Genomic DNA, 18,736 nt, shown 5'->3' with positions numbered 1-18,736 from the left:
ATAGTTTGTTAGAAATTAAAAAATATGGAGCTATAGACATTGGATCAAATGCAATTAGATTACTAATATCCAACGTTATAGTATCTGACGACAAAGAGCCTCAGTTTAAAAAATCTTCTTTAGTACGTGTTCCTATTCGTTTAGGAGCAGATGCTTTTGTTGGCGGAATTATCTGCGAGAAAAACATTACCAGAATGATTAATGCTATGGAAGCATTTAAATTATTAATGGATGTAAATGGTGTAGAAAGGTATAAAGCTTGTGCAACCTCTGCAATGAGAGAAGCAGAAAACGGTAAGGAAGTTGTTGAAAAAATTTTTAAAGAAACTGGTGTAAAAATTGATATTATTGGTGGTAAAGAAGAAGCCGCTATAATTTCATCTACAGATCTAAATCAATTAATACAAGGTGATAATTCTTACCTTTATGTTGATGTTGGTGGTGGTAGTACAGAGTTTACCATATTTTCTGAAGGTAAAATTCTTACTTCAAAATCTTTTAAAATGGGAACAGTACGTTTGTTAAGTAACAAAAAAGCTGTGAACAAAGAAATGTTTGCCAACGTAGAAAAATGGATAAAGAAAAATACTAAAGATTTAAAGAAAGTATCTTTAATTGGTTCTGGCGGTAACATTAATAAGTTATTTAAAATGTCTGGACGAGCAGAAGGAAAACCTATTTCTTATATTTATCTAAATGCTCAATATCAATTCTTAAAACAAATGACTTATGATGAACGCATTTCTGAGTTAAGTTTAAACCCAGATAGAGCAGATGTTATTATACCAGCAACCAAAATTTACTTGTCTGCTATGAAATGGAGTGGCGCTAGAAAAATTTATGTTCCTAAAATTGGACTTTCTGACGGAATAATTAAAAGCTTATTTTACAATAAGTTGTAATTTTTTTATGATTTCTTTAACATAATTTGTATTTTTGAGTAACGTGATGTGACTTACTAAAAAAGTTTGTGTCATAAAATTGAACTATTAACACAAAATACAAGTTTATTATGAAAAAAATTTTACTAAGTGCTACATTATTAATGTTTGGAGCAGCAGCGTTTGCTCAAGACTTACCACAGAATCCAGAACCAGGAAAGTGTTATGTTCGATGTAAAACTCCAGAAGTTTGGAAAAACGAAGATGTAACGATAGAAGTAGCTCCGGCTTACAAAAAAATTGTTACACATCCTGCAGAATACAACACAATAACAGAAAGAGTTCTAATTAAAGAAGCTGGACAACGTTTAGTTGTTGTACCTGCTGTATGGGAAAACAAAACAGTTAGCTATACTGCCAAAGTAGATGCAAATAAGTTAAGTGTAGTTAATGCTACTTTTAATTCAGATTCTCAAACAATAGAAACAAAAGCTGCTTCTGCTAATTGGGAAATGAGTGAAAAAGCACCTGATTGTGAATCTAGCGACCCTAACGACTGTAGATACTGGTGTTTTGTACCTGTTGCTGCTCAGTATGTAACAGTACCTTTAACTAAATTAGATAAAGACGCAACTACTGTATCTAACAAAGTTCCTGGATATGATAAAACATATACTACTAAAGTAATGGTAACGCCACCAACTACTAAATCTATTGAAATTCCTGCAGAATACGGAAGCATCAATAAAACAGTTTTAGTAAAAGATGCATGGCAAGAAGAAGTTACTGTTGATGCTAAATACAAAACAGTTACTAAAGAAATTTTAGTTAATAAAGGAGGCTTAACAACTTGGAAAGAGGTAGAATGTGAATTAGTAAACAATACAATTTTACCAATTAACTGGAATTTAGGAAGCGCTACTTTAACTTCTACAGCTAAAGGAATTATAGATACAAGATTATTACCTGTTTTAAAAACTGGTGTATCTGTAGCTTTAGAATCTCATACAGACTCTAGAGGTACTAAATCATCTAACCAAGACTTGTCTGAAAGAAGAGCTCAAGCAGTAACTAACTATTTAATTTCTAAAGGTATTAACCCAAGTAAATTAACTGGTAATGGTTACGGTGAAGCTAAATTAACTAACAGATGTGCTGATGGTGTTTCTTGTACAGAAGCGCAACACAGAGCTAATAGAAGAACTACATTTAGAGTAGTGAATGAAAAATAATTTTATTTTTCTAATATAATTTAGAACAACAAAAACCGAAGCATATTGCTTCGGTTTTTTTATGTAATAAAACTATATATAATGAACCTATAACGGAAAGTGTTGTTAAGTTATAAGTATATTTTTTAATAATTTTCGATAACAGATTGAATAAAAGGATAATAATAATCGGTAAGAATTAATCCTTTTTTATAGCCAATCATTTTACCTTTATGATTTACAAACACTAACGTAGGAAAAGATCTTATTTTAAATTTTCTCTTTAATTCATTATTTACTTCTAAAGTCTCCGGAGAAATTAAATCTACATTTCTAGGACTATCTGCCTCATACAATACTAAATCTTTATCTGCTATAGCCTTAAATTTTTCTGTATGAAAAAGTTTCTTATCTAAAATAATACAGGGACCACACCAATCTGATCCTGTAAAATAAATAAGTACTGGTTTATTTTCTTTTTTAGACTTCTTTAAAGCATCGTTAAAAGAAGGTTCCCAGTTTATATAAACTGAATCTTCTATATTAACTTCTTGCTTTTCTGTTGCGTGTTCTTGTGCTACAATATATGTAATGGAAAAAAAACAAATAGTAAATCCTAAAATAACTTTTTTCATGAATGGTAATTTCATCAAAAATATCAAAAATAATACCATAAAAAAAACTCCATAGAAAATTCCCCTTAATTAGGCGTTAAAAGAAGATAGTATCTCTCAATTAAAAAAGTAAATCCGGTAAAAACATTAGGAATAAAAAAAGAAAAAGCCGTAATTAGAAAATTACGACCTTAGGTTATTCTTAGAATATAATAAATTCAATCCCCCAATTTAATTATTATGTATTATCGTCAGAATAAATACAAATATATAAAAAATATAAATATTTTTCAAGATAACTGTAACATTTAGTTATTAATTATGGTAAATTCAAAATAATGATAAGAATAATATAATATTATTAAATAGCTAAGAAATTTTGAGCACTATTATATGAATCTTAAATGTATCGAATTATCCTTTTATTATTTCAGAGAGAAAGTTTCTCTTTCGGATATAATATTAGAAAGAATGAAATATTAAAAATAAATGTATAAACCTAGCTTCTTATTTTAATAAACCTAAGGTCTTGGTACGTTGAATTTTATTTGTTTCGGTATCTATAAAACTAGCAACAAAATAAATTTCTTTTGGAATCTCGAATTTAGTAAGTGTTTTTAATTGCTTTATTTTTAATTTTAAGGCTACTTCTTCATCTAATGATGCAAATGGTTGTTCTATCATTAAAACAAGCTTCTGCCCTAGCTTATCATCTGATATACCTGCAACAAAAAAACGTTTGCTTATTATTTTCGATAACTTTTCTTCTATTTTTTCTGGATGCAATTTTACTCCTCCTGAGTTTATTACATTATCTAAACGACCTAACCATTCAAATTGATCATCAGAAACTAAATGAATGATATCATTTGTAAAAATCACTTCATTGGAAACCTTTGGCGCTTTAATTACCAGACAGTTTCTAACATCTTTATAGATTTCTACATTTGGTAGTGTTTTATAAAAGTCCTTTTGAAAAGATTCATTACTATTATTGTTTTGTAATGATGAAAAACTATTCAACCTTTTAACGGCAATATGAGTAATGGTTTCCGTCATCCCGTAAGTTGCAAAAACACTACAATTAGAAGCCTGAATTTTATCTTGTAATTGACTAGAAACTACGCCTCCACCAACAATTAATTTTTTAATTAAATTTAAAGACTTGATAGAATTCTCCAACTGTAACGGAACCATTGCAGAAAAATCATACTGTTTTTTTATCCCACGTAGTGGATAAGAAGATGGTGCTACCATATCTAAATGCCAGCCTAAGATTAAAGCACGAATCAACATCATTTTACCCGCAATGTATTCTGTAGGTATACATAACAATGCTGTTGTATTTTCTTTTAAATCAAAAAAACTACCAGTAGCCAAAGCAGAATTGATCATCTGCTTTTTATGCAATTTTATGTTTTTTGGAACACCTGTAGAACCAGAAGTTTTCACTGTAATAAAAGCATCGGCTGAAAACCAACTTTCTAAAAATGGATATATTTCATCAGAAAAACGAGATGTATACGATAGAATTTCATCTACAGAAGCAAATGAAACCTCATTTAATTGAAAGTTGCTATGAAACTTATCTATTTTCAATCTTCTAAAATTCTATAATTTTCTTTTAAATTAACAGGTTCAGTAATCTTACCTGTTAGTTTTTCTTTCCAATTTTTCCATCCATATTTTTTAGAAAAAATAAATAATAGAATTGGATATAAAACCAACACAGGGAAAAACATTTCCCACCCTACAGAAGGTTCTGAGGTATCTACATACAATGCATCCGTTTGAAAAACAGTCCAATTTGTAGTTACAAAAAATGCGGCGACAATATTATTTATAGCATGTAGGCCAATTGCCAATTCAGTTCCTTCGTCCATTAAGGTGGTAATTCCGTAAAAGAATCCTGTTCCAATATAAAAAACCATAGAAATGTAACCTAGTTTCTCTACCTCTGGATTTGCGCCATGTAATAACCCAAAACAAACTGAAGTGATAAATAAAGGCACCCATCTATTTTTAGCTAAAATCCCCAAACCTTGCATAAAGTATCCTCTAAACAATAACTCTTCAAAACTAGTTTGAAAAGGTAAAAACAAAAAAGAAACTGCTATTAAAGTAAAGAAAGGTATCGGTTTAAAATTCCACTCATAACTTTCTGGAGATAGAAAAATACCACTCATAATTACAACGGCAGAAACGATTCCCCAAGTAATAAAGCCAAACCAAAAACGTTTCCAATCTATCGACTTTCTACTGGTAACCAAAGATGTTAAAGTTCTTTTATGAATGTACTTAATTGCTATTAAAAGACTGACCAAGCCAAAAAAGAACATTAGAATCATAAAAAAAAGGAAAAGATTTTTATCGATCTCTAACGTCATAAAATTATTTTGAGCTGCCGCAGTAAACTCTGCTATATCTGCAGAATGCATATAAGCTAAAACTGTTAAAGGCAATACACCTATAATTTGCCAACCAACAAAAACCACCAAGATGGTTAATACCCAATGAAACCATTCATTTTTTCCTTTATATGCTTGTTGTATAAAATTCATATTTATAAATTAAAATCCCAATTTTGAGTTTGATTATAATGCAAAGCTCCATTTTTAACTTCTAACGGACTCGTAAAATTATTTGTAAACAAACCACCTGTTCCTAAGCCTTGTGGTAAATTATTTTTTAATGTATGTGTAAATTGCGCAATAGCATTCAAGCCAATATTACTTTCTAATGCAGAAGTTATCCACCAATCAGCATTTATTGCTTCTGCACATTTAATCCATTCTAAACTCCCCGAAAAACCACCAATTAAACTCGGTTTTAAAATGATAAACTGAGGTTGAATTGTTTGTAACATTTGTTTTTTGTCTTCGGATGAAAATATACCTATCAACTCTTCATCCAATGCAATTGGCAAAGGTGTCTTGGCACATAAAACAGCCATTTCTTGAACTTGCCCTTGTTTGATGGGTTGTTCTATAGAATGAATTTCTAATTCTGATAAACGCTTTAATTTTTCTAACGCATTTTTAGGATTAAAAGCACCATTTGCATCTACCCTTAATTCTATTTCTTCAGATGAAAATTCTTTTCGGATGGATTTTAACAATGCTATTTCTGCTTCAAAATCAATAGCACCAATTTTCATTTTGATGCAAGAAAAACCAGATTCTAATTTTTCTTTGATTTGCTTTTTCATAAACGCTTTTTCTCCCATCCAGATAAGTCCATTTATGGCAATAGCTTCATTTCCATTTGTAAATTCTGATGGAAACAATGTAAACTTATCTTCGCTTTTAAGCGATAAAAAAGCCTGCTCTAGTCCAAATTGTATGGATGGAAATTCACAAAGCTCTTTAAGCAAAAACACCAAACCTTTGTTAATATTTGTACAAGCCCAAATTAGTTTTTCTTCATAATTAACAACATCATCTATACTTAAACCTCTAAACAAACCAGTTTCACCAATACCTGTTTTACCATTTTGCTCTAAAATAATAAACCACGTTTCTTTGGTTCTTAAAATTCCTCGTGAAGTTCCACTTGGATTTTTAAAATTGAGGGTATATTTTTTATGAGTAGCGTGTATCAAAAGAATTTATTTTTTATAAAATATTTATATGAATACCGTCTTTTTAGTGCTTTACCACAGCTAATAAAATATTTTTAACGGTCTTTTCAACAAAAAAAGAAGAATTAATCTTCTGTTTTATCTTCTACAAAAGCTTTAAAATTATCTAAATAAGATTGATCTTGCTCCATGAATGTTCCTTTAAAATAGGGAAAAACACAAGCCATTAGAAAGGTGTCACTTTGGCAACTTGCATTTAAAGTAACGGTGGTAACTCCGTCTTTTTCTGTAAAAATATAATCGTCTTTTTTAAGCATACCCTGTGCATTAAAAAACAAGGTTACTTTTTCATTAGGTACATACGCCAACACCTTTTCGGTCATTGTAATTTCTTGCCCTTGGTTTAAAACCACTATTTTATAGATGCTTCCTATTTTTCCTGGATTTTCATTAACAACCTCAAAAGACTGTACTTCTGGAATCCAGTTATTTACATCCTCCGAATTATTAAAAGCTGTAAAAACCTCCTCTACAGACTTATCTATAGAAACTTCTGCCGTATACGTTGTTTCTTTTACAATTAAACCTGTTAGTAAAAAAATCACTATAAAGGTAGATATGATTATTAATATTACTTTTATTGTTTTCATTTTATAATTTTATATTTCCTCCTATTTCTAATATAACTAATTCTTTATTTTTTGATGAGAATTTAATTTTGGCATCATTTACATCTATTTCAATTGGAGGAAAAGTATCAAAATGACAGCCTATTATTTTAGTACACTCCACTAAATCACTTGCAATAATTGCGTCTTCAACTCCCATTGTAAACGTATCTCCAATAGGAAAAATAGCCGCATCAAGTTTTGTTGTTAAAGGAATTAGTTTCATATCCATGGTAACAGCAGTATCTCCTGCAACATATAAGTTTTTATCTTTAGATGAAATAACAAAACCACCTGGCTCACCGCCATACGTGCCATCTGCAAAAGATGAAGTATGAATTGCATTTACATATTTGGCAGAAAAGTGCTCCGTTTTAAAAGTTCCTCCATGATTTAATGCAGTTACTTCCAAATCTTTTGCACCATAGTACATGGCTATTTCATAGTTAGAAACAATGACTGCCTTTGTTCTTTCTGCAATTACTTCTACATCTAAAACATGGTCTTGATGCGCGTGGGTTAATAAAATAAAATCTGCTTTAAGAGTAGAAATATCTATATGAGAAGCCAATGCATTACCCGAAATAAACGGATCTACTAAAATAGTTACTTTATTAATTTCTATAGAAAAACAAGAATGCCCTAAATATTTAATCTTCATATCTTACAATTATAATTGAATTCTAATTTACAATATTTGTCCAATTCCAAAAAGGATTGCAAACAAAAAAGTACTCAATGCTACTTTCTTTAATTCACTATCTAATTCCGAAGGTATCGTGTTGTTTACAACAGTTTTTACGTTTTTAATTAATGGCACAAAAGCCATCAAGAAAATAAGTTGATAAATAAATTTAAAATCTAAAAAAGTATATATACAAGCAGTAATTAAAGCACCAAAAATCAATGCATAATGGTATTTTTTTGCCTTTAATATTCCTAACTTTACCACTAGCGTATTTTTATTATTTTTTTGATCCTCTTCCCTATCTCGTAAATTATTAAGGTTTAAAACTGCTGTACTTAACAAGCCAACAGATATTGCGGGTAGAAAAATAGTATAATCCACCTGTTTTGTGTACAAGAAATAACTACCTACTACACTTAACAAACCAAAGAATAGAAAAACAAAAATATCTCCAAAACCACTATAACCATAGGCTGAATTACCAACTGTATATTTTATAGCTGCTGCAATAGAAGCAATTCCTAAGCCTAAAAATAATATTGAATACCCAAAATTTTCTTTTCCGAAAGAAACATAAATTAGCAATAACGCAATTATCAACGTAATAATTGTTGTAATTATCATGGCAGATTTCATTTGTTTCGGAGTAATTGCTCCTGATGAAACCATACGTGCTTCTCCTGTTCTATTTTTATCGGAGCCTTTAATTCCGTCTCCATAATCGTTTGCAAAATTAGACAATACTTGAAAACCAATAGTGGTTAAAATTGCTAACCAAAAAATAGGCGATTCTAAAATTGAAATCTGATTATTTAACTGATCACTCCCTAAAAAACTTCCAACAATAATCCCTGAAACCGATAAAGGTAAGGTTCTTAATCGTGCTGCTTTTACGTAACTTTTTACATCCATAAATCTGTACTACTTTCCACTTTAAATAAAGTATAATTGTAAATTTTTATCGCCTCGCTTTTTTCTATACAAGGAAGTTTAATTTCTCCAGAAGCGGTTTGAAAAACCAAATCTACAACCTTATTTCTTTCTTGAAAAAAAGTTTGCATCATTTTAATATTTTGAACCTTAAAAAACGGTAAATATGTTAAATGAGTGTCAAAAACTCCAGAACCAACTAGTAAAACATCATCGCTTATTTTATAAAATCTTTTATTGAATATTAGATGGACAAAAAGGATAAACAAAGGAACCAATAAAACATTCCCGAAGAAAACCAATCCATCTAAAAAAATAAGATAAAAAACTCCGTTTAATATCAACAAAAGTATAAAAGACAAAAAATACATTCTCTTTTTTAAATAAACATGCACCTGTTTTTTTTCTAAATCGTCTACTTCAGAAAAACTAAAAAGTATTTCTTTAATCTTACTAACCTGAGCTTTCTTACAACCAACAATTCGTATTAACTTATCCTTTCTTTTTCCACTTACCTTGCCACTAACAGCTTGTTTAAATGTAATAAAGAAAATACCTAGAATCTTTTTTATTGGATTTGTAGAAATAGTAATACTTTGAATTTTATCCTTCTTTAAAATAATAGATTTCTTGGTAAGCAATCCCTGATAAATTTCAAAATTCTGGTCTTTTATAAAAACAGTTAAATTAAAATGAAATAAAAACACTCTCATAAAAGAACTTAAAATGGCTATAAAAACCAGTAAAATAAAGAGCACAATAAATACAAATACGCCTTGATGAAACGAATTACTACTCTTTTCTATGTATTCATTTAGCAAGTAATCTTTTCCAATACCGCTAAATAATTGCTCTAATTGCTGATAAAGACCTAATAATAATGCCAGAAAAATAAGCAAACTTTGTAGGTGATTTTCTGTTAAACTAACCTTTAACAATTCTAATAAACTTATTTTTAAAAAAGGTTTTTCAGCAACACTTTCCTCTTTAAGTATATTAGAATTATAAGATGAAAGTTGACTTTTAAGTGCTTTTGCTTTTTGAAAAGACAATGCTTTTATAGAAATTTCTGTTTTATTAGACCCAGCAGTTTCTATATTAACTTCATGAACATTAATAAGTTGCTGAATAATATTTTGCTTAAAATTAATATTCTGAATTCGATCAAAAGAAATGGAAGTATTTGTCTTTTTTAAAATTCCTTGTTTTAAGATAAAATGATTATTTTGAACCTTAAACTGAAAGTTTTCATAAATCAAAAAAGCTCTAATCAGAAAAAATAGGAACAAAAACCCGAGTCCTAAGTTGATATAGAAAAATGTACTCTCATTAAATTCAGAGAACTTCTGAATAAATAGGAATAGCAAAACCCAAAAAGCTTTTAAGACTTTATATAGTAACTTAAGATAAATTACAAGAATTCCTTTTTTAGACTGTTTAGAAAATTGGCTAAAATCAAACGTATTATTCATTGATTTTTTGACTGATAAATTCTTTTATTTGTATAGCTTCTTTTCTGGTAATACCTTTTATTTCTAAATCATCACTACTATCCCCTGCCGTAAAAACACTTAAGGAAGCCAATTTAAAAAACCTAGAAAAAGGACTTTCATCTACTTCTATATGCTGAACTCTAGAAAATGGTAATGTAGTTATTTTTTTGAAAAACAAGCCACTTTTATAAGAAATATCTTTTTGTCTAACCGCATATTTTCTTTTTTTAAATCCGAAGTAAAGTAAAAGTACTGTAAAAATAAAAACGATTATAAAAGCGATATAAATAAGGTAAACATAACGACTAATTCCTTGAAGAAAATTATAATAACTTGCAAAGTAAAGCCCTAATAAGGCAGCTGTAAAAAGCAATAATACATTAAATAAAATGACTTTTAAATAATTTTTATGAATCCGTTTAAAAGCTATCTCAGTAATATTTGGTAAATTAGAAACAAATTCGTTTTCAAACATTTAAATTATTTTAATGTTTTTATCTACAAATTATTAGCCTCTGCAATTAACTCTGCAATATCTTTAACAACAACCTCTGCTTCTTTTTCTTTAAATTTAATTCCGTCTGTCATCATGGTATTACAATAAGGGCAACCCGTAGCAATAATATTGGGTTTGGTTTCTAAAGCATCTTCTGTTCTTAAAACATTTATCTCTTTATCCCCTTTTTCTGCATCTTTAAACATTTGCGCTCCTCCCGCTCCGCAACATAAAGCGGTAGATTTATTGCGTTTCATTTCGGTTAAATTAACACCTAATCTTTTTATTAATTCTCTAGGAGACTCATACACTTCGTTGGCTCTACCTAAATAACAAGGATCGTGAAACGTTACTCTTTTACCTTTTAAAGTAGTATCATCGATTTTTAAACGACCTGCTGCAATTAAGTCTTGTATAAATTGTGTGTGATGGAAAACTTCATATTTCCCTCCTAAAGAAGGATATTCATTTTTTAAAGTATTAAACGAATGCGGATCGCAAGTAACAATCTTTTTTACTTCGTAACCATTTAACACTGCAATATTCATCATTGCCTGCATTTGAAACAAAAACTCATTTCCTGCTCTTTTTGCGGCATCTCCAGTAGAGGATTCTTCCGTTCCTAAAACAGCAAAATCTACCTTAGCTTGATGTAATATTTTTACAAATGCTCTCGATATTTTTTTTGCTCTATCATCATAACTTCCTGCTGCGCCAACCCAAAACAACACTTCTGGTTGCTTACCTTGAGCCATCATATCTGCCATTGTTGGTACGTTCATATCTTGTTGTTTAATTGTTTAAACGTTTATTCGTGTAATTGTTAAAAACTTCTCGATACAAAATTCTTTAAAAAATAATTTCACTCGAAGTGACATTGACTGAAAACTGTAACTGTTTACTGAATACTAATTTTGAAAACTACAGCTTTTTACTACTAGCTGTAACCGTAAACTGTAAACTACTTTTTACTCTTCGTTAGCCCAGTTTAATCTGTCTTGTTGATTGTATTGCCATGGAGCTCCATTATTTTCGATGTTTGTCATCATCATATTTAACTCTTGTGGTGCTGCACTTTCTTCCATTACTAAATATCTTCTCATATCCATAATAATAGAAAGTGGGTCTATATTTACAGGACATTCTTCTACACAAGCATTACAGCTTGTACATGCCCAAAGTTCTTCTGGAGAAATATAATCGTTTAATAATTGCTTACCATCATCAACAAAAACGCCTTTATTAACATCAATATTTCTACCAACCTCTTCTAAACGATCACGAGTATCCATCATGATTTTTCTTGGAGACAATTCTTTCCCTGTAAGATTTGCAGGACAAGATGATGTACATCTACCGCATTCTGTACAGGTATAAGCATTTAATAACTGCACCCAATTCAAATCTGCAACGTCAGAGGCTCCAAATTTTTCTGGAATTGCTTCTTCCGCTCCTTCAGCTGGAGCTGCATAAGGATCTGCATCCGGATCCATCATTAATTTTACTTCCGTAGTAACAGAGTCTAAATTGGTAAACTGCCCTTTTGGATTTAGATTTGCAAAATAGGTATTTGGAAACGCTAATAAGATGTGTAAATGCTTTGAGTAGTATAAGTAGTTTAAGAAAACTAAAATACCTAAAATATGAATCCACCATGCAGTTCTTTCTATTGTATGTAAACCTTCTGGAGAAAAACCATCAAATAAAGGTGCAATAAATTGACTGATTGTATTCCCTATTCCTGCTTGTTGAAAACTAACGTCTGTTGCGTTCATTACTAAAAACAATGTCATTAACACCATTTCAAAATAAAGGATATAATTTCCATCATTTTTAGGCCAACCTTTCATTTCCTTACTTAAGAAACGTTTAATATTAGATATATTTCTACGCAACCAAAAAACAATAACAGCAACAAAAACGAGTACTGCTAATACTTCGAAAACACCAATTAAAAATCCGTATATACCATCGCCTAAAAGCCCTTGAAAAACTCTGTGAGTTCCAAATAACCCATCAATAATAATTTCTAAAACTTCTATATTTATAATTATAAAACCAACATACACAATAATGTGAAGAGCTCCTGAAAAAGGTCTTTTTACCATTTTAGATTGCCCAAGAGCAATCATCAACATATTTTTTAAACGTTCAGGTTTTTTATCCGTACGATTAACCTCTTTCCCTAATTTTATGTTTCTAAATAATTTGCGAATATTCATCACAAAAAAACTAAGTCCTAAAGCTAATGCTAAAGCAAAGATTATGTTTGGTAAGTATTGCATATTCGTAAAGGGTTTATGTAAAATTAGTTGTTTTCTTCTTTTTCTAATTCGTCGTCTTCATTAGGTGTATAAGGCTTTGCTTTTTTACCAAATAATGAAAAGTGTACAAATCGCTTAGGGTTCAACTTCATTTCTCTAAGCAACTCTTCTAGTTCTTTAGAAGCGTTTTCTAAATTTGTGTACATCGCTTCATCAGTAATTAATTTACCTATAGTACCTTTACCAGAGTTGATACCTTCTAATATTGTATTAACAGAAGTAAGCGTATGTTCTGCTTTTTTTACAATCCTACCAATATCTGCATTTGCTAACGTATCTGAAACTTTTGCAAAATTTTCTGTAATTGTTTTTGTATTTTTTACACTTGCTTTTAAATCTGAAGAAGTAGCATCTATCATCCCGTTTACAGATGACATCATTTTATTTACTTCATTTAAAGTTGCCTCTAAGCTAGAAACCGAATTTTTTAGACTATTTTGTGTGTTGGTATCTAAAATATTGTTTACATTTTTAAACAATGAATCTGCTCTTACCATTACTGTCTCTAACTTTGCTTGTATTGGATCTAAACGCTCACCAATAGAAGTAAATAAACTAGATTCAATCTCTCCTTCAAGATAATCTCCAGAAACAGCCACTTCGCCTTCATAATTAGGTATTATTGCTAAGTTAGAACCACCTAAAGGGCTTGGAGAATATATTTTTACAATACTCTTTTTAGAGAAATCAAAATCTTTTTCAATAGCGAAATTAACTACTAATTGCCCTTTTTTATCATTTGACTTATTAAAAGCAATATCTATAACTTTACCTACTTTTAACCCATTAATAGTTACTGAGCTAGACTCCGTTAAACCACCAATATTGGTGTATTCTACTTTAAAATAACGGGTACTTCCATCAAACAAGTTTTGACCTTTTAAAAAATTATATCCCCATATAAATATGAATATAATAACAATAGCTACAATTCCTGTTTTTAATTCTTTAGACATCCATAAAAGTTTAATAACAAAACTACTAATAATTTTTGGTTGAAACCATCAAATCTATTGTATTTTAAGCGCTTCTTGTACAGAGATCTTTTCCCCATTCTTAAAAGCGACAATAAAAGCAGATGTATATCCTTTAGATTTTGCTGCCCTTAAAGATTGTTTTACACTACTATAGTTAGAAGTATTTCCATAATAATATTTATAAAAGCTCCCCACAGGAACTCTTTCTATATCTCTTAAACCCTTAAAATTATATGCTTTTGTTTCTATTTTATTTTTTCCTGAGGCAACTTGCACTTTGTATTCAATATTACCTATTACTTTGCTTTCTGAGATATTATTGTTTACAGTATTTAGTTTTAAATTACCTATATAATTTAAAACAGCCGCTGTAATGGCAGTTCCCATTTGTTCTTGACCTTTTTTAGAATTTAAGTATCTCCCTTCTGTTTTATTAGTTAAAAAACCTAACTCTACCAGAACACTTGGCATAATTGTTTCTCTTAAAACCTGAAAGTTATCTTGCTTTACCTTTCTATCGTGTCTTTTTAATTTAGATGTAAAACTATGTTGAATTAAACTAGCAATCGCTAAACTTCTATCTAAGTTTTCTTCCTGTAAAAGTGATAATCCGATTACAGATTCTGCTGAGTTAGAATCAAAACCTTTATACTTCTCTTCATAATTATCTTCATAAAAAATAGCAGCATTTTCTCTTTTGGCGATTTCTAGGTTCTTTTTATTACCTCTTAACCCTAAAACAAAAGTACCTGCTCCGTAAGCATTAGAGGTGTGAGAGTCGCAATGAATAGACAGAAATAAGTCTGCTTTTGCATGATTTGCAATTTCTCCTCTTTTCCATAAATCAATAAAAACATCATCATCTCTAGTATAAACAACTTTTATATCATTCGCTTTAGATAATTTTTTACCGACAATTAACGCCACTTTTAACGCTATATTCTTTTCTTTATAACCATTACCCATGTTACCAGGGTCTTTACCACCATGGCCTGCATCAATAACAACTACATATTCTTTTTGCCCAAATACTAATGATGAGTTCATTAAAAATGAGAACACAAAGAGAAAAAATAAAAGATTTTTAACTTTGATATTAATTTTGTGATTTTCTTTAATTTGCATCAATAAAATTTAACTAATTTTGGCTTCGTAAATTTGGTGTTTCAAATATTGAGCCATACTTTTAACCTTTATACAAAAATAGCATTTAAAGCCTTGCAAACAAACCTATCATACATTCTTTTATTTTGCAGCATATTTTTTATAGAAATAGGCTTTTCACAAGAACTAAAATCTGAAGATAAAACAGCAATTACTAATGTTGAGAAAGATTCTCTATTTAAAAGTAAGAGAGATTCTTTGGCATTAAAAAACACAGATTCTATTTCTTTAGATTCGATAAAACCTAAAGAGACTATAGAAGACATTATTGTGCATGTTGCTACAGACTACACCATACAAAACGCAAAAGACCAAACGGTTACTCTTTATAACGAAGCAAACATCACCTATACAGACATCGATTTAAAAGCTGGTTTAATTGTTGTTGATTATAAGAAAAACACCCTTTTTGCAAAAGGAATTATAGATAGTACAGGCTATGTGCAACGTCCAATATTTAAACAAGGAAGTCAAGAATCTGAACAAGATTCTATTATCTATAATTTTAAAACTGAAAGAGCTTTAATCTACGGATTAAAAACAAAACAAGGAGAAATGTTTACGTATGGAGAAAAAACCAAACGTATAAATGATTCTACTATATATGTAAGAAACATTCGTTTTACAACCTCAGAAAAGAAAAATCCGGATTATTACATAGCAACTGACAAAGCAAAATTAGTGCCTGGAAAAAAGATTATTGTAGGTACTAGTAATTTAGTTTTAGCAGACATACCTACACCTATATTTTTACCTTTTGCTTATTTTCCTATAACTGAAACAAGTGTATCTGGTTTTTTAATTCCTTCTTTTGATACTGGTAGTAGTGATAGAGGTATTGGTTTTCAGAATGGTGGTTATTATTTTGCCATAAGTGATTATATGGATTTAACTGTTTTAAGTGATGTATACTCTAACGGAAGTTGGGGAGCTAGAATATCATCTAACTATAGACAAAGATATCGCTTTAATGGTTCTTTTAGTTTAAACTTCGAAAACAATATAAGCGGAATTAGAGGTTTTGATGATTATAGTAAATCTAACAATTTTAACATTAGGTGGTCTCATAGTCAGGATGCTAAGGCGAGTCCTAACTCTAGGTTTTCTGCTTCTGTAAACCTTGGTAGTAGTAAATTTTTTAGAGAATCTCAAAATCAATATAATATAGCAGAGACATTAACTAATACATTTAACTCTTCTATAAATTATAGTAAAACTTTTGTGGGTACGCCGTTTAATATGAACCTTACCGCTAGTCATCAACAAAACACAAATACTGAAGCTATTACAATGACTTTACCGTCATTGACTGTAAATATGAGTAGAATATACCCATTTGCAGGAAAAAATGGTATCCAAAAAACTCCTATTCAAAAAATGGGGTTTAATTACACCATGCAAGGTCAGTATTTAATTAACACTACAGATGATGAATTTTTTACACCTAAAATGTTTGAAACAGCAAGATCTGGAATGCAACATAAAACAGGAACCAGCACAAACATAAAAGCCTTTAAATACTTTACATTGTCCCCAAGTGCTAATTATGAAGAAACTTGGCAGTTTGATTATATTCAAAAAGATTATGATGTTACCGATAATGTTGTGGTAACTGATACTCTTAGAGGTTTTAAAAGCTATAGAGAGTACAATGCAGGAGTTAGTTTATCTACAAATATTTATGGTACTTTTAATTTTAAGAAAGGAAGATTAAAAACCATTCGTCATACTTTTAGACCTTCTGTTTCCTATTCTTACAGACCAGATTTTAAAGATAAATACATAAAACAAGTACAACAAAGTGCAGATGCTACCGACTTATTAGACTACACTGTGTATGACCAAGGTATATATGGAGCACCTTCGTCTGGATTAAGTAACTCAATCGGTATTTCTTTAAACAACGTTTTAGAAGCAAAAGTGGCTCCCAAAGATCCAGATAGTGATGAAGAAGATGAGAAAATAACGCTTTTAAATAATTTAAACTTTAGTAGTTCTTATAATATTGCTGCCGATAGTTTGCGATGGTCTCCGGTTAGTTTTTCTGCAGGTACACGTTTATTTAAAGATAAGTTATCTGTTAATTTAAGTGGTTCTATGGATCCTTATAAAGTAAATAGCGACGGTGTAAGAATTAACGAGTTTAATGCAAATATTTTAAGGCTAACAAATGCTAATTTAACCGCAAATTACTCTATATCTAGCACTGATTTTGGTAAAGATAAAAAGGACAAATCTAAACAAAGTGCTAACGGAGGAGACAACAATGTAGATGTTATTGGTGCAGATATTAATCCTACCGGTAGAGATAATAGAAACAACGCAAGTAATACAGAAGAAACAGATAAAAAGAAAGAAACCCAGCTGTATAAAGCAGACATCCCTTGGTCTATCAATTTAGCCTACTCTACCAATTATACAAATAATGGTATAGACGGTGGTAGCATTGGTGTGCACAGTATTATGTTTAGTGGTAATTTAGAACTCTCTCCAAAATGGAAAATGGGTTATTCTTCTGGTTACGATGTTAAAGGAGGTGCTTTTACGTTTTCTAGATTTAATTTCACGAGAGACTTAGATAGTTGGCAATTTAATTTCAATTGGGTTCCTTTTGGTACAAATTCATCTTACACCTTTTTTATAGGTGTAAAATCTTCTGTCTTATCAGATCTTAAATGGGATAAAAGCAAACCTGCAGATAGAACGTTGTTTTAAAAAAAAGTATTCAGTATTCAGTATTCAGTATTCAGTATTCAGTATTCAGTATTCAGTATTCAGTATTCAAAACTAAAATACTTAGATTCCCTCGTACGAACAATCGTAAAAACTTATTAACTTTGTTACTTTAGAATTCTCTAATTTAGAAACATAAAATCTAATGAAAAAAATAATAACAACTACAAAAGCACCAGCTCCAATAGGACCTTATAATCAAGCTGTATTAAGCGGAAATACATTATATACTTCTGGCCAAATTGCCATCAATCCAGAAAATGGAGAATTGGTTTTATCTTCCATAAAAGAAGAAACAACTCAGGTTATGGAAAACCTAAAAGAAGTATTAGCTGCCGCAGATATGACTTTCGAAAACGTCATTAAAACTTCTATTTTTATTTCTGACATGAATAATTTCGGAGAAATAAATGCTATTTACGGAAACTATTTTAACGAAGAAACAGCTCCAGCAAGAGAAACTGTAGAAGTAGCTAACTTACCGAAGTTTGTAAATGTAGAAATAAGTGCAATTGCTATTAAATAGCAATTGCCTTCATTAACAAATCTGCAGAAGCAGGGTTTGTTGCTAACGGAACGTTGTGTACGTCACAAATTCTTAACAGCATTATAATATCTGGTTCGTGAGGGTGTTTTGCATGAGGATCTCTAAAAAATAAGACCATATTGCATTTGCCTTCTGCAACTCTTGCTGCAATTTGCGCATCTCCTCCAATAGGACCAGATAAGAATTTTGTAACTACAAAACCCGCTTTTTCTGCTTTAGAACCTGTAGTTCCTGTAGAAACTAACTTTATATTTTTTGTAAGCAAAACCTCTTTGTGTTCATTTAAAAACTGAACCATTTCTGCTTTTTTGCCATCATGTGCAATAATTGCTATTTCCATAAAATAGTATTAAATTTATTTAATCTAAAGATAAAAAAAAAGCCTGATAGAAAATTAATTCTATCAGGCTTTTTATTATGTATAAGCTAC

18 protein-coding genes are annotated in these 18,736 nt (G+C 30.1%); 4 read left to right on the top strand and 14 right to left on the bottom strand.

Annotation, left to right across the window (positions count from 1 at the left end; translation table 11 throughout):
• Positions 1-5 precede the first annotated feature (5 nt).
• The gene (locus H0I29_RS13070; RefSeq protein ID WP_218733099.1) at positions 6-902 is read left to right on the top strand and encodes a Ppx/GppA phosphatase family protein; all 897 of its coding nucleotides are present in this window, start codon (positions 6-8) and stop codon (positions 900-902) included.
• 110 nt (positions 903-1,012) lie between these two features.
• Positions 1,013-2,113, top strand: coding sequence for an OmpA family protein (locus tag H0I29_RS13065; RefSeq protein WP_218733098.1), 1,101 nt, complete (start codon positions 1,013-1,015; stop codon positions 2,111-2,113).
• A 125-nt stretch (positions 2,114-2,238) separates the two neighbouring features.
• Here the strand turns inward: H0I29_RS13065 and H0I29_RS13060 are convergent, their stop codons facing one another.
• The 13 genes from H0I29_RS13060 to H0I29_RS13000 all read right to left on the bottom strand — a co-directional run bounded on the left by H0I29_RS13060 (position 2,239) and on the right by H0I29_RS13000 (position 14,987).
• Complete coding sequence (locus tag H0I29_RS13060; protein ID WP_218752694.1) at positions 2,239-2,727, bottom strand: thioredoxin family protein; 489 nt, start codon at positions 2,725-2,727, stop codon at positions 2,239-2,241.
• A 486-nt stretch (positions 2,728-3,213) separates the two neighbouring features.
• Positions 3,214-4,305, bottom strand: a complete 1,092-nt coding sequence (locus tag H0I29_RS13055; RefSeq protein WP_218752692.1) for an AMP-binding protein — start codon at positions 4,303-4,305, stop codon at positions 3,214-3,216.
• Positions 4,302-5,267, bottom strand: a complete 966-nt coding sequence (locus tag H0I29_RS13050; RefSeq protein WP_218752690.1) for a CPBP family intramembrane glutamic endopeptidase — start codon at positions 5,265-5,267, stop codon at positions 4,302-4,304. Before H0I29_RS13050 ends, H0I29_RS13055 begins: the two co-directional genes overlap by 4 nt.
• Positions 5,268-5,269: 2 nt before the next feature.
• On the bottom strand, positions 5,270-6,307 hold the full coding sequence (locus H0I29_RS13045) for an o-succinylbenzoate synthase (RefSeq protein ID WP_218752689.1): 1,038 nt from the start codon (positions 6,305-6,307) through the stop codon (positions 5,270-5,272).
• Between the two features lie 104 nt (positions 6,308-6,411).
• Positions 6,412-6,936: an SRPBCC family protein gene (locus H0I29_RS13040; RefSeq protein WP_218752688.1), complete on the bottom strand. Its 525-nt coding sequence runs from the start codon at positions 6,934-6,936 to the stop codon at positions 6,412-6,414.
• Position 6,937: 1 nt separating this feature from the next.
• Positions 6,938-7,615, bottom strand: coding sequence for a metal-dependent hydrolase (locus H0I29_RS13035; RefSeq protein ID WP_218752687.1), 678 nt, complete (start codon positions 7,613-7,615; stop codon positions 6,938-6,940).
• Between the two features lie 27 nt (positions 7,616-7,642).
• Positions 7,643-8,554, bottom strand: a complete 912-nt coding sequence (gene menA / locus H0I29_RS13030) for a 1,4-dihydroxy-2-naphthoate octaprenyltransferase (protein ID WP_218752686.1) — start codon at positions 8,552-8,554, stop codon at positions 7,643-7,645.
• The gene (locus H0I29_RS13025) at positions 8,545-10,044 is read right to left on the bottom strand and encodes a PH domain-containing protein (protein WP_218752685.1); all 1,500 of its coding nucleotides are present in this window, start codon (positions 10,042-10,044) and stop codon (positions 8,545-8,547) included. Before H0I29_RS13025 ends, menA begins: the two co-directional genes overlap by 10 nt.
• Complete coding sequence (locus H0I29_RS13020) at positions 10,037-10,540, bottom strand: PH domain-containing protein (RefSeq protein WP_254712629.1); 504 nt, start codon at positions 10,538-10,540, stop codon at positions 10,037-10,039. The genes H0I29_RS13025 and H0I29_RS13020 overlap by 8 nt, the downstream gene beginning before the upstream one ends.
• 23 nt (positions 10,541-10,563) lie before the next feature.
• Positions 10,564-11,343 (bottom strand): (Fe-S)-binding protein, encoded by a 780-nt coding sequence (locus H0I29_RS13015; RefSeq protein ID WP_218752684.1) that lies wholly within the window; start codon positions 11,341-11,343, stop codon positions 10,564-10,566.
• A gap of 186 nt (positions 11,344-11,529) precedes the next feature.
• Positions 11,530-12,846: a (Fe-S)-binding protein gene (locus H0I29_RS13010; protein WP_218752683.1), complete on the bottom strand. Its 1,317-nt coding sequence runs from the start codon at positions 12,844-12,846 to the stop codon at positions 11,530-11,532.
• A 23-nt stretch (positions 12,847-12,869) separates the two neighbouring features.
• On the bottom strand, positions 12,870-13,841 hold the full coding sequence (locus tag H0I29_RS13005; protein WP_218752681.1) for an MlaD family protein: 972 nt from the start codon (positions 13,839-13,841) through the stop codon (positions 12,870-12,872).
• Between the two features lie 54 nt (positions 13,842-13,895).
• Positions 13,896-14,987 (bottom strand): N-acetylmuramoyl-L-alanine amidase, encoded by a 1,092-nt coding sequence (locus H0I29_RS13000; protein WP_218733086.1) that lies wholly within the window; start codon positions 14,985-14,987, stop codon positions 13,896-13,898.
• Between the two features lie 93 nt (positions 14,988-15,080).
• On the opposite strand from H0I29_RS13000, the gene H0I29_RS12995 reads away from it, so the two are divergent.
• Complete coding sequence (locus H0I29_RS12995) at positions 15,081-17,741, top strand: putative LPS assembly protein LptD (protein ID WP_218752680.1); 2,661 nt, start codon at positions 15,081-15,083, stop codon at positions 17,739-17,741.
• 163 nt (positions 17,742-17,904) lie between these two features.
• On the top strand, positions 17,905-18,285 hold the full coding sequence (locus tag H0I29_RS12990) for a RidA family protein (RefSeq protein WP_218733084.1): 381 nt from the start codon (positions 17,905-17,907) through the stop codon (positions 18,283-18,285).
• On the opposite strand, the gene H0I29_RS12985 is transcribed toward H0I29_RS12990, so the two are convergent.
• Entirely contained in the window at positions 18,278-18,646 is a 369-nt protein-coding gene (locus tag H0I29_RS12985; RefSeq protein WP_068449962.1) for a methylglyoxal synthase, read from the bottom strand. The genes H0I29_RS12990 and H0I29_RS12985 overlap by 8 nt on opposite strands.
• Between the last annotated feature and the right edge of the window lie 90 nt (positions 18,647-18,736).

The organism is Polaribacter sp. R2A056_3_33, from assembly GCF_019278485.1.
Classification (GTDB): Bacteria; Bacteroidota; Bacteroidia; order Flavobacteriales; family Flavobacteriaceae; genus Polaribacter.
This window is presented reverse-complemented; position numbering and strand designations above follow the sequence as displayed.

Coding starts and splice junctions, on each gene's coding strand:
- H0I29_RS12985 (WP_068449962.1), bottom strand. CDS start 18,646: ATGGAAATAGCAATTATTGCACATGATGGCAAAAAAGCAGAAATGGTT.
- H0I29_RS13040 (WP_218752688.1), bottom strand. CDS start 6,936: ATGAAAACAATAAAAGTAATATTAATAATCATATCTACCTTTATAGTG.
- H0I29_RS13050 (WP_218752690.1), bottom strand. CDS start 5,267: ATGAATTTTATACAACAAGCATATAAAGGAAAAAATGAATGGTTTCAT.
- H0I29_RS13060 (WP_218752694.1), bottom strand. CDS start 2,727: ATGAAAAAAGTTATTTTAGGATTTACTATTTGTTTTTTTTCCATTACA.
- H0I29_RS13015 (WP_218752684.1), bottom strand. CDS start 11,343: ATGAACGTACCAACAATGGCAGATATGATGGCTCAAGGTAAGCAACCA.
- H0I29_RS13010 (WP_218752683.1), bottom strand. CDS start 12,846: ATGCAATACTTACCAAACATAATCTTTGCTTTAGCATTAGCTTTAGGA.
- H0I29_RS13065 (WP_218733098.1), top strand. CDS start 1,013: ATGAAAAAAATTTTACTAAGTGCTACATTATTAATGTTTGGAGCAGCA.
- menA (WP_218752686.1), bottom strand. CDS start 8,554: ATGGATGTAAAAAGTTACGTAAAAGCAGCACGATTAAGAACCTTACCT.
- H0I29_RS13005 (WP_218752681.1), bottom strand. CDS start 13,841: ATGTCTAAAGAATTAAAAACAGGAATTGTAGCTATTGTTATTATATTC.
- H0I29_RS13020 (WP_254712629.1), bottom strand. CDS start 10,540: ATGTTTGAAAACGAATTTGTTTCTAATTTACCAAATATTACTGAGATA.
- H0I29_RS13000 (WP_218733086.1), bottom strand. CDS start 14,987: ATGCAAATTAAAGAAAATCACAAAATTAATATCAAAGTTAAAAATCTT.
- H0I29_RS13025 (WP_218752685.1), bottom strand. CDS start 10,044: ATGAATAATACGTTTGATTTTAGCCAATTTTCTAAACAGTCTAAAAAA.
- H0I29_RS13035 (WP_218752687.1), bottom strand. CDS start 7,615: ATGAAGATTAAATATTTAGGGCATTCTTGTTTTTCTATAGAAATTAAT.
- H0I29_RS12990 (WP_218733084.1), top strand. CDS start 17,905: ATGAAAAAAATAATAACAACTACAAAAGCACCAGCTCCAATAGGACCT.